The organism is Brevibacillus sp. SIMBA_040 (assembly GCF_046535075.1).
Classification (GTDB): domain Bacteria; phylum Bacillota; class Bacilli; order Brevibacillales; family Brevibacillaceae; genus Brevibacillus.
Window position 1 is genome coordinate 13,733 of the sequence record NZ_JAWRXI010000027.1, and the last position, 12,344, is coordinate 26,076.

Here is a 12,344-nt window from a genome sequence, read left to right on the forward strand (position 1 = left end):
CTTGACTCAGGAGGGGAGGCAGCAGGATGAAGAGCAATGAGAGCCAGGATAAATGGATGAGCCGCGTATTGGAAGGGATTATTGACACCTCTCGTGACCACCTGTTGATTACCGATGGGGAAGGGTATATTCAGCTGGTCGGTGATTCCTGCTACGAGATGTACGGTCTGGAAAAAGAGCAGCTGCTGGGCAGAAACGTCATTCAGCTCGAAAAAGAAAAGGTATTCTCTCCCTCTGTAACACGTAAAGTAATCGAGGCGAGGACACCACAAACAACGATGCAGGAAATCACCGGCGGGAAAAAGCTGATGGTAACAGCCTATCCTGTATGGAACGAGGACGGCTCCCTGCATTCGGTCATTAGCTACTCCCATGATTTGACAGAGATTTTGGAGCTAAAGCATCGTTACGAGAGTCTGACAGAACAGCTGAAGCAATTTGAAACCGAGATCGAGGAGCTGCGCGAAAAAAACAACGAGGGCTTCGTAGCTGTCAGTCAGCCGATGCAGGTCATCGAGCGTTTGATCAAAAAGGTCGCGGTAGTTGATTCCACAGTGCTGATCCTGGGCGAGTCAGGAGTCGGAAAAAATGTCATTGCCAAAGAAATACACCGTCACAGCCGACGCGCAGGTGGTCAGTTCGTAGAGATAAATTGCGGTTCGATCCCCGAGGGCTTGCTGGAGTCGGAGTTGTTTGGCTATGAAGCAGGTTCTTTTACAGGGGCTGGAAAGAATGGAAAGCCTGGCATTATTGAACTGGCGAATCAAGGAACACTGCTCCTGGACGAGCTGGGAGAGCTGCCGCTGCCGCTGCAAGCAAAGCTTTTAAAGGTCATACAGGAAAAACGGCTGCAGCGAGTAGGCAGTATGCAGTACCGGGATGTGGATTTTCGCTTGATTGCTGCCACCAACCGCGATCTGGAGAAGATGGTGAAGGATGGCAAGTTTAGACAGGACCTTTATTTTCGCTTGAATGTCGTGCCGATTCAGGTGCCAGCGCTGCGCAACAGGCCGGAGGATATCGCTGCCCTGATCAAGCTCGTCATACGCACACTCAACGAGCGGTACGGCATGGATAAGCGGTTAGACCCCCCGGCGACACACGCTTTGATGCACTATTCCTGGCCGGGAAACGTTCGAGAGCTGGAAAATGTGTTGGAGCGAATGGTCGTAACGGCTGATGAGGATGTGATTACACCGCAGCATCTACCTGCCGAAATTAGTGTCGCAGGTGAGGAGCAAGCGATGTTGGAGCCGGGGATCGCTTCGATATCATTAAAGGAAGCGCTGGAGCAGGTAGAGGAAAAATGGCTCCGCTACGCGTCAGAGCGTTGTCGGACGACGGCAGAAATGGCTCAGCTTTTAGGGATTAGCCAGCCATCGGTCGTCAGGAAGCTGCAAAAATATCAGGTCAGGTCAACTTGATTCAAAAGTAAATAATCAATTCAAAAATGAATCGAGATTTCCTGCGTATTTGATTCATTTTTGAATTTTGAGGGTAAAACACCAACTAAAAATGCAGATAAAATCAGGCTTTTTTCGTTGGCACAGGTATTGCTATATTTACGTAGCTGAAGGCATAACTCTTACAATAAACCATTCATTTATAGAAGGAGAGATACGATATGTCCAAACAGCGTAAATTCGTAAATGTAGCTGCAGGTGTACCTGGTCCAAAAGGAGCGGCTCTGATTGAAAAAAGAAAGCAGTACGTTCCAAAGGGCGTTGGCAACAATTCGCCAATCTTTGTAGAAACAGCTTCTGGTGCACTGGTTAATGACGTGGATGGCAATACCTACATTGATTTCGCCGGGGCGATCGGTACGCTGAATGCAGGCCACTGTCCAAAAGAAGTGGTAGATGCACTCAAAGAACAGCTCGACAAGTATATTCACCCATGCTTCCACGTAGGCATGTATGAGCCATATGTAGCACTTGCTGAAAAGCTGACGCAAATCACTCCTGGCAGCTTTGAAAAGAAAACGATGCTGGCAAACAGCGGTGCGGAAGCAGTAGAAAACGCGGTGAAAATTGCTCGCAAATATACAGGGCGCCCAGGAATCATCTCCTTTAGCCGTGGCTTCCATGGACGTACGCTGCTCGGCATGTCGCTCACCTCTAAAGTAAAGCCGTACAAATTCCAGATGGGTCCATTTGCTCCGGCTACGTATAAAGCACAGTTCCCATATCCGATGAACAAGCCAGCTTCTATGACGGATGATGAGTACGCGCAATTTTGCGTTCGTCAATTTGAAGACTTCCTGCTAACAGAAGTAGCTCCTGAAGAAGTAGCTGCGGTCATCATGGAGCCAATTCAGGGCGAGGGCGGATTCATCGTACCACCTGTATCCTTCGTGCAAGCGGTCTATGAAATTTGCAAAAAGCACGGTATTTTGTTCATCGCCGACGAGATTCAAACAGGCTTCTGCCGCACAGGCTCGATGTTTGCTTCTACACAGTTCGGAATCGAACCAGACATTATCACCATGTCAAAATCGATCGCAGCTGGTCTGCCAATCTCGGCTGTTACAGGTCGCGCTGAAATTATGGACGCTCCGAATGCAGGTGAAATCGGCGGTACCTATGGAGGAAGCCCGCTTGGCTGCGTAGCGGCACTCGCTGTTATCGAGAAAATGGAGCGCGAAAACCTGGCAGCACGTGCGCAATACATCGGCGACACCATTAAACAGCATTTCACTGCACTGCAAAAAGATTTCCCTGTGATTGCAGAGGTTCGCGGTCTTGGTGCGATGTGCGCAGTAGAATTTGTCGATCCACAAACAAAAGCACCTGCAAAAGAGCTGGTAGCTGGTCTGACAAAAGGCTGCTACGAGTCCGGTGTTATCGTGCTTTCCGCTGGTGTACACAGCAACGTGCTTCGTTTCTTGTCTCCACTGGTCATTACCGACGAGCAGCTGGAGGAAGCGCTTGATATTATGACGGATGTACTGAAAAGCCAATACGTAACGAACTAATTTGCGCGGGAGGTCACTATGAAAAAGCATCTCTACATCAATGGACAATGGAAAGAAGCAAAAGAATATGCACCTCTCTACTCCCCTTTTTCTGGCGAGCTGCTGGCGGAGATTGCTCAAGCGGACGAACGCGATGTAGATGAAGCAATCGAGGCAGCGAAGGCAGCGAGTAAAGTGATGGCGAAGATGCCTGCTAGCCAGCGTGCACTGATTTTGGAAAAAGCAGTTGCCATCATGGAGGAACGCAAGGAGGAGCTGGCGGTCATTCTGGCGCAGGAAGCTGCGAAGCCAGTGCGTACAGGACGCGGAGAAATCGCCCGTACGATCCAAACCTACAAATTCGCTGCGGAGGAAGCCAAGCGCATTCACGGAGAAACCGTACCACTCGATGCGGCTCCGGGTGGCGAAGGACGTCTGGCCTTTACCGTTCGCAAGCCGATCGGTGTCGTGGGAGCGATCACTCCGTTTAACTTCCCGTTCAATCTGGTTGCACACAAAGTAGGACCAGCGATTGCGGCTGGAAATACAGTGGTTTTGAAGCCAGCTAGCCAGACGCCACTCAGCTCGCTGATATTGGCGGACATTTTTGCCGAAGCTGGTTTGCCGGCGGGTGCTCTCAATATTTTGCCTGGAAAAGGTGCCGTTGTGGGTGAAAAGCTGGTGGGCGACAGTCGCATCGCCGCCATTACGTTTACAGGCAGCCCTGCGGTCGGTATCGCGATGAAAAACAAGGCAGGACTCAAGCGCGTGACTCTGGAGCTCGGCTCCAACTCGGCTGTTATCATCGATCACAATGTAGAAATTACGCAAGCGCTGATTGACCGCTGCGTGATGGGGGCGTTTTCTTTTAGCGGTCAGGTGTGCATTTCGCTCCAACGCGTCTACATTCACCAAAGCAAGTACGAGGAATTCCTGAATAAGTTCAAGGCAGCCACAGAGAAATTGGTGCTGGGTGATCCGCTGAAAGAGGAAACAGACATGTCCTCGCTCATCTCTTTGAAGGATCATGAGCGGATGGGTGCATGGGTACAGGAAGCAGTCGATGCAGGGGCACATGTCGTAACCGGAGGCAAAGCTGTTTCGGATCGCCTCTATGCACCTACGATTCTGACCAACGTAGGAGCACATGTTTCTTGCTCTTGCCAGGAGGTATTCGGTCCAATCGTAGTCGTAACACCATTTGAGACCATCGACGAGGCGATCGAAGCCGTCAACGATTCCCGTTTTGGCCTGCAGGCAGGGATCTATACGAGTGATATTCACGCAGCTATGCGCGCAGCCGAGGAGCTGGAAGTGGGCGGCGTGATGATCAATGATATCCCAACCTTCCGTGTAGATAATATGCCATACGGTGGAGTAAAAGATAGCGGCTTCGGCCGTGAAGGCATCAAATATGCAGTAGAGGAATTAACGGAGCTGAAATTAATCGCAATCAAGCTATAACCATTTATTGACGAGTCCTTGGAGGCTCGTCTTTTTGTTTCCCAAAATAAACCAAGTAACGTTCTTTTGAGACGTTCGTCCTATTTACAGGATTGCTTTGTTCAGAAATGGTATATTTCCTTATCGTAAAATAGAGAGTGTTATATAACGCGCTAGATATGGAGATCCCTTATTCTGGTTGTTGTTTATATGACATTCTCTTCTTATGCTAATCAGTAGATAAGTAGGTTCACGGTTACGGAAAGAAGGAGCAAAAAAGATGACAGAATGCAATAAGGCAGCCAGGAAAAAAGGCTTCTTTATGAACGGAATCTGGCTGGTATGTATGTTGGCCTTGCTGGCAGGGTGTGCTCCATATGGGCGAAGTGACACCCCGCAGGAAAACGATGACAACCAAGCACCTGCCCAAAAAATTGTTCGCTACGAAGGGGAAAAGAGTAAGGCAGTATCGCTTGTGTATACGACGAAAAGGCAGCTGTCTCTCACCTTTAATGGCATGGGTGACAAAGAGACCATGCTGAAGCTCTTGGATGAGCTGGATCGGTATCATATTCAGGCTACTTTTTTTCTGCCGGGTATGCGCGTAGCGGAGGAGCCTGATATTGCCAGAACCATTTTATCCAGAGGCCATGAAATTGAGAACAATACGCTTAGTCGGGTGGATTTGACCAGGCTGCCGTATGAAAAGCTGTATTCGGAAATTCAATTAGCGAACGAAGTCATTGAGAAAGAAACAGGAGTAGTGCCGCGGTATGTCAGGACCAAGCTGGGTGACTACAATGACGATATTCGTCTGGCAACCGCTCAGAATGGACAAGCAGCTGTGATTTCGTATAGTTTGTTTTTGCACAATTGGCAGAAGGAGACAGAGGAAGAAAAACGACACTACCTGCGGAAATACATAAATCGCGGCGGGATTATTGCCATCGATACGGAGGAAAACAAGCAGCTAGTGGGAGATATTCCACTCATCGCTGAAGCCGCGGCAGATGTCGGGTACAAATTTGTCACTGTGCACCAATTGATTGAGCAGGGCGGCGAGCGCAAGCCATTGGAAGCCATTCCTGGATACGATGCGGCCAAGATTAATGAAAAAATCGATGGCACTCCCTACAGGCTGATTTATCGCAAAGAAACGAATAAAAAAGAAGTGGCGCTATCTTTTGACGATTGGGGAACGGACGCTGCGGTTACGAAAATACTTGATATTTTGGAGCTAAAGGGCGTCAAGGCTTCGTTCTTTTTGCGAGCCGACGGCGTAGAGCGAAATCCCAATCTGGCACGAGCCATTGCCGAGGGTGGCCACGATGTTGCCAATCATACGTATTCCCATCCGGTGAATACAAAGATTACGCCAGAGCAGCTACAGGAGGAAATTGTAAAAGCCCATCGGATCATTACAGAAGCCATTCAAGAAAAGCCTACGATGTATTTCCGCCCGCCTACAGGTGAATTCGATGAGCTTACCTTACAGGCAGTAGCTGCGACCGGCTACCACACCGTCGCGATCTACGATGTCACACCTTCCGATTTTGTAAAAAGCAACAGTGCGGATGATATCGTAGCGGCTATCATGGAGCAGACGAAAAACGGAAGTGTGGTGTTGCTGCATCTGCTAGATGATATCCACACAGTGGAGGCGCTCCCAACTGTCATCGATAAGCTCAGAAGCAAGGGCTACACGTTTGTGAGAATGACAGATATGTTTGGTTAATTTTTATACAAAGCGAGGAAAAACAATATGGATTTATTCGAAGCCATTGTGGACAGGCAGGAAAAGATTGCGGTAGTAGGTCTTGGTTATGTGGGGTTTCCCATTGCAGCGGCATTATCGAAACGGGCAAATGTAATTGGCTTCGATGTGAATCGAAATAAGATAGAGGCTTATCAGAATGGCAAGTTTTTAAGCGAGGATGTGGGTGAGGAAGATTTGGCGAGTGGGTGCACGGTAGAGTTTACCGCTGACGAAGCCCGGCTTGGCGAAGCGGGCTTTTTTATCGTCGCCGTTCCCACCCCTGTGAAAAGCGGAAATGTACCGGATCTCCACTTTGTGAAAAACGCCACAAGGATGGTGGGAAGGCAGCTCAGAAAAGGGGCGGTCGTTGTTTTTGAATCGACGGTGTATCCAGGAGTAACGGAGGATATCTGCATCCCCATTTTGGAAGCCGAGTCTGGACTGCGCTGCCCGGACGATTTCAAGGTTGGTTACTCCCCAGAAAGAATTAATCCAGGTGACAAGGTCAATCGCTTGGAAAACATCGTGAAGATCGTGTCCGGGATTGACCAGGAAGCACTTGAAACGATTGCCAGAGTGTACGAGCTGGCAATTAAAGCGGGTGTGTACAAAGCCGATAGCATTAAGGTTGCCGAAGCAGCAAAAGTGATCGAAAATGCACAGCGTGATATTAATATTGCCTTCATGAATGAGCTGTCGATGCTGTTTCACCAAATGGGAATTGAGACAAAAGCCGTGCTTGAGGCTGCTGGAACAAAATGGAATTTTCTTCCTTTTACACCTGGACTGGTAGGCGGGCATTGCATTGGCATCGATCCCTACTACTTAACTTATAAGGCAGAGGACAGTGGCTATCATTCCAAGATCATTTTGGCGGGAAGACATATTAACGATGGGATGGGCGTCTATGTTGCCCAGCAGATTATTAAGCTTCTCGTCCGCTTGAAGCTGGATCTTCCAAATGTTCGAATCGGACTTTTGGGATTGTCTTACAAGGAAAATTGCAGCGACATCCGAAATACAAAGGTAACCGATATTATCGAAGAGCTGAACGATTATGGCATTGTACCGCTTGTAGTAGATCCTTTGGTAGACCCGAAGGAAGCTTATGAAGAGTATGGAATTGAGCTTACAGACATGTCAACACTAAGTCATTTGGATATCGTAGTTGTCGCGGTTCCCCATGCTCCATTCGCTGAAATGAGAATAGAGGATTTTCAAAAATGGTACGGGGAGAAGCAGACAAAAGTGATGATAGATATCAAAGGGATATATAAGAAAAAAGAGTTTGAGAACAACGGTTTTTATTACTGGAGCTTGTAATAAATAGATTGGAGAGAGCGACAGTGATGAAGAAGAAAAAGAAAATCGTAGAGATACTGACGGTTTCCAGAGCGGATAGGCGCATACTCTCAAATGTGCCCGACCCGGAGAACATCCGTGTTCAGGTGGATCGCAGGGGTGTGAAGGATGACCCAGAAAATAGTGATCAGGAGGACCCAGAATACATCAACCGATTGCGGTTGCTTAGTCTGCGCTATATGGCTGATTTTGAGGTGCTGCTTGTGCCCAGAAGAGAAAAAGCGAAGAGCGGGATCAAGGCAAAAGCAGTCGACATTTCCTCATCAGGTCTTTTGGTCGAGCTGAGTGCTCCTATAGACAGCCTGCAAGTCGGGAGTGTCGTCAATATTCAATGCAATATCCCACCTGGTACGATGCCGGAAGGATTTGAATCGTCCGTTAAGCTGGATGCCACAGTGGTACGCATTTTCACCCGTCAGCAGGACGATCAGGAAATACTGATGATGGCGTTTGAATTTTCCAAGCCGCTCACCGATTATTTCCAGAAGAAGCGGTGGGGTTACGCGATTTATATGGCGAGTGCTTCCTTGTTCGTAGCAGCACTTTTCGTTATGCTCATGCGCGCCGAGAGCATTATTTATTTCAAATACAATATTTATTTGTACTTATACAGTCTCATTGCGGCGGCTTTTTTGCTGACGCGGTACTTATTCGGAGCTTTGTACCGGGACGTGCCTGTCAATCCGGATTATACGCCAGGTGTGAGCATTATTATCCCCTGCTTCAATGAAGAAGAGTGGATTCACCGGACGATCTTGAGCTGTGTGAATCAGAACTATCCGATCGACAAGCTGGAGGTTATCGTCGTGGATGACCGGTCGACGGATAAGTCTGTGGAACAGATCGAAAAAGTCATCGCGATGGTCCACAACGAGGCAGGACGGTATTTAACAAAAGAACGCGTGAAAATGCATGTACTGCCTGAAAACGGTGGTAAACGGGTCGCACTGGTACGAGGGGTAGAGATGGCGAAGCATGATCTGGTCGTTTTCGTAGACTCAGACAGCTTTTTGGAGCCTACTGCGATCAGAAACCTGGTGCAACCATTCCAAGATCCGCGCATGGGCGGTGTCGCGGGACGTACAGACGTGGAGAACAAATTCACGAATACGATCACCAAGCTGCAAACGGTCCGTTACTACATTGCCTTTCGGATCATGAAGGCAGCGGAATCGTGGTTTGATAGCGTAACTTGCTTGTCGGGACCATTATCCTGCTACCGGAAAGAGCTCATTCTCGAGCATTCCGAAGCGTGGTTAAACCAAAAGTTTCTCGGACAACCAGCTACCTTCGGGGACGACCGAAGCATGACGAACTTTATTTTGAAAACCCATCGCACGGGCTATCAGGACTCAGCGATTTGCTCCACGATTGTTCCCTCAGATATGGGTGTATTTTTGAAGCAGCAGATGCGTTGGAAGCGCTCCTGGTTACGGGAATCACTACGCGCGAGCTCGTTCATTTGGCGTAAAGAGCCCTTCATGGCTCTGTTCTTCTACATTGGACTGATCGTACCTATCGCTGCACCTGTTATCGTTCTCTACAATTTAGGCTATGTACCGCTTGTTCATCATGTGTTCCCGGGCACCTTTTTGATGGGGCTATTATTGATGGCGCTACTGATGAGTCTGGCGCATCTGTTTTTCCGCAAAAGCAAGCTATGGCTATTCGGAATCGTCTTCTGTGTCTTCTATGAGTTCGTTTTGCTCTGGCAAATGCCTGTCGCTTGGGTAACCTTCTGGAAATCGACGTGGGGTACTCGCGAAACGCCGCAGGATGTTGAGGCAAGGCTGAAAAAAGAAGCGCGCAAACAAAAGAAAAAGGGGATCAGCTTACCTTTTTAATGCGTAGAAACGGTTACGTACGTGGCATAGGGATCGAAAGACACAGGGAGTGAGGGTGGCAGGAGTTATGAATAAGAAACAAAATACTGCCCTTGACTATCGTAAGAAAAATCGCAGGAAAATCATCAGAACGATTATGCAAACCGCGATCTTGCTGGCCTTGGGTATAATGCTATACACCGTGATTTTTGATGTCGTGAAATACAAGGAACCGGATCAAGCGAGCTGGAACAACGATAAAGGCTTTATTGCGCTCTCTTATTTTGGCGTAGGTCGGTCCGGTACTCCTAAATTAATTGCCAAAAAGCAATTGGATGAGCAGCTTCAGGCGCTCTATGATCAAGGCTACGTTACGATTTCTCAGCAGGATATCATTGATTTTTATGAGAAAAAGAAGTCGCTTCCTGACAAGGCCTTATTTTTATCCTTTGAGGACGGACGTAATGATTCGAGCTTGTTTGCCCAGCCAGCTCTAGAAAAATACAATTACAAGGCAACGATCCTCTCTTATGCCAACAAGATGGGGAACAGCGAAAATAAATTCCTTCAGCCCAAGGATATGCTGAAAATGATGAGGTCCGGCTTTTGGGAAATGGGCACTAATGGCTACCGTCTTACTTACATTAACGTCTTTGATAACGAAGGGCATTTTATTGGAGTCAAGGATGAGGGTGAGCTGTCGAACAAAACAAAGGTCGGCTATTACAATCACTACTTGATGGATTTTATCCGGGATCACAACATGATTCCGATAGAAGATCGAAGCAAAATGGAAGAGCGGATTCACTACGATTACAAACAAATCAAAGACATCTATTCTAGCCAGCTGGGATTCGTACCGGGAGTCTATATGATCATGCATGCCAATACGCTGTATGACGGGATGAACCGCTTGGTATCCGATGCAAATGACGTGAACATCAAAGAGCTGTTCAAGATGCATTTTAATCGGGAAGGCAATGCTTACAACGATAGCAAAAGCAATCTGTACGATCTGACTAGGGTGCAGCCAGCCCCTTACTGGTATACCAACCATCTGTTGATGAGAATACAACATGATACCGGGCAAAAAATGAAATTCGTACGTGGTGATGAAGAGCTCGCTGGGAAATGGGATCGGTATAGCGGGACAGCGGAATTTATGGAAAACAAAATTGCGTTAACCTCCCCTCCTGGGGCAGCTGGGATGTTATATTTAAAGAATAGTGCGAGCCACCGTGATTTGAACATTTCGGCCAAGCTGGAAGGAAATGTGATCGGCAAGCAGACTATTTATGTTCGGTACGACCGTCTCAAGGACAGCTTTATTCGAATTGTTCTGCATGATAATAAGCTGACCGTAGAGCAAAAGCAGCCCAAGGGTGAAGTAAAGCAATTGTTCACAACTAAATTAAGTGATGTAGTGTGGAACCCGTTGGACCTGTCTTTTGATCGGGCGTCGGTCTATACGCGGGAGCAGGGCGAAGCAGGTGCTCCCAAATTGGAAGAGTATCCGATCAATATTCAGAACTCACGTCAGATGGAGATTGCTTTAAAAGGAGACTCCTTACGTGTAACGGTTGACAAGGAAGTACTGCTGGACAGCCAGAAGATCGACAGTACCATTGAAGGCGGCGTCGCACTTGAAGCTGAATACAGCGAAGTGAACAAAAAAGATGATATTTATGATGGCGTCTTTACGGATGTAAAGGTGGCTTCACCAGGAGCCGAGGGAGCCGAAGAAACGGTATTGTTCACGAATATTTACACCGGGTTCCAGGCTGTAGTGGCACGAGTCGAGAATGCGATTGATGCTTCTATCGATTGGGTGATCGACACCTTCTAAATTAAGCAGCAAAGGGGATTCGTTCCAGGTGTCAAAAACTAATCTGGTAGGCAGGCGAGGCGTGATCCTGACGGCAATGCTGCTGATCTTTGGTGGTATGGTCGCCTGGTATTTGCAGAACGGGGATAATGGCGATAGCCTGAAAAAGGTCGATGCAGCGGAACAAAAGAAAAACCTGGAGCTGACTGCGTGGGTCGTTGATTGGCAGTGGCAGGAAGCGACAGCGGACTTCGATCGTATGACAGACGGCTTGTCCAGTGTTCAGGCGTTTGCCGCGTATTTTGATGAATCGGACAAGCTGTTGTTTACGGATCAATTTCAGAAGGCACTGCCGGTGATTCATGATATTTCCAAGCAAGGCAGCTTTGTGAATGTCGATTTGACGATTGTAAACGACCGAATAAATAAAGACGGGACCGAGGTACAAAAGGACTCTGCTATCGTCTCGAGGCTTCTGGCAACGGATGAGAGCCGTGAGAAGCATATCAAGGAAATAATGGATGCTGTCATCTCGAATAATTTTCATGGTGTCGAGATTGATTACGAAAAGATTGATCGAAAAGACTGGTACAATGTCATCGTGTTTTATCGGGAGCTGTACTACAAGCTGCATGCGGCCGGTAAAACATTGCGGGTCGTACTGGAGCCGCGTACGCCGATCGAGGAGATTTCGCTGCCAGAGGGGCCTACTTACGTGATGATGGCCTATAATTTGCACGGCACGAAGACGGGACCAGGACCAAAAGCCGATCCTGCTTTTATCGAGAAGCTGGCCAATCGCTTAAAAAAGGTCCCAGGCAAAAACATGATTGCATTGGCGCTTGGCGGGTTTGACTGGTCAGAGTCAGGCAAAGTAACGTCTGTAACCGAAAAGCAGGCTGTACAGCTGGCACAAACCAGCTTGGAGCCTGCAAAGCGCGATGAAGCAAGTGGCAGTCTCTCTTTTCAATACGTGGACAAAGAAGGAATCACACATACGGTGTGGTATGCGGATGAGGTCACGTTGTCACAATGGATTGGCGTGGCGAGAAAATCGGGATACGACAAGATCGCCTTATGGAGACTTGGCGATCTTGGACAAGGCGTACTAGACTATGTCAATGAATAAACAACGATCTGGCTGGAGCATGTAATCAAAGAAAAAGAATCAGAGGACACGCA

General features: G+C 48.0%; 8 protein-coding genes. All 8 read left to right on the forward strand.

Translation table 11 applies throughout. The features are described from left to right. The first annotated feature begins 26 nt into the window (after window positions 1-26). Window positions 27-1,424 (forward strand): sigma-54 interaction domain-containing protein, encoded by a 1,398-nt coding sequence (locus SB752_RS29405; RefSeq protein WP_410719008.1) that lies wholly within the window; start codon window positions 27-29, stop codon window positions 1,422-1,424. A gap of 200 nt (window positions 1,425-1,624) precedes the next feature. Continuing rightward, complete coding sequence (gene gabT, locus SB752_RS29410; protein ID WP_410719009.1) at window positions 1,625-2,974, forward strand: 4-aminobutyrate--2-oxoglutarate transaminase; 1,350 nt, start codon at window positions 1,625-1,627, stop codon at window positions 2,972-2,974. Between the two features lie 18 nt (window positions 2,975-2,992). Further along, the gene (locus tag SB752_RS29415; RefSeq protein WP_410719010.1) at window positions 2,993-4,417 is read left to right on the forward strand and encodes an aldehyde dehydrogenase family protein; all 1,425 of its coding nucleotides are present in this window, start codon (window positions 2,993-2,995) and stop codon (window positions 4,415-4,417) included. Window positions 4,418-4,676: 259 nt separating this feature from the next. After that, window positions 4,677-6,131 carry a polysaccharide deacetylase family protein gene (locus tag SB752_RS29420; RefSeq protein WP_410719011.1) on the forward strand — a complete coding sequence of 485 codons (1,455 nt, stop codon included), beginning with the start codon at window positions 4,677-4,679 and terminating at the stop codon, window positions 6,129-6,131. A gap of 27 nt (window positions 6,132-6,158) precedes the next feature. Then, window positions 6,159-7,475, forward strand: coding sequence for a nucleotide sugar dehydrogenase (locus tag SB752_RS29425; RefSeq protein WP_410719012.1), 1,317 nt, complete (start codon window positions 6,159-6,161; stop codon window positions 7,473-7,475). Window positions 7,476-7,501: 26 nt separating this feature from the next. After that, window positions 7,502-9,358, forward strand: a complete 1,857-nt coding sequence (locus tag SB752_RS29430; RefSeq protein ID WP_410719051.1) for a glycosyltransferase family 2 protein — start codon at window positions 7,502-7,504, stop codon at window positions 9,356-9,358. Window positions 9,359-9,425: 67 nt separating this feature from the next. Beyond that, on the forward strand, window positions 9,426-11,183 hold the full coding sequence (locus tag SB752_RS29435; RefSeq protein ID WP_410719013.1) for a polysaccharide deacetylase family protein: 1,758 nt from the start codon (window positions 9,426-9,428) through the stop codon (window positions 11,181-11,183). A 28-nt stretch (window positions 11,184-11,211) separates the two neighbouring features. Beyond that, window positions 11,212-12,291 carry a glycosyl hydrolase family 18 protein gene (locus SB752_RS29440; RefSeq protein WP_410719014.1) on the forward strand — a complete coding sequence of 360 codons (1,080 nt, stop codon included), beginning with the start codon at window positions 11,212-11,214 and terminating at the stop codon, window positions 12,289-12,291. Window positions 12,292-12,344: the final 53 nt, after the last annotated feature.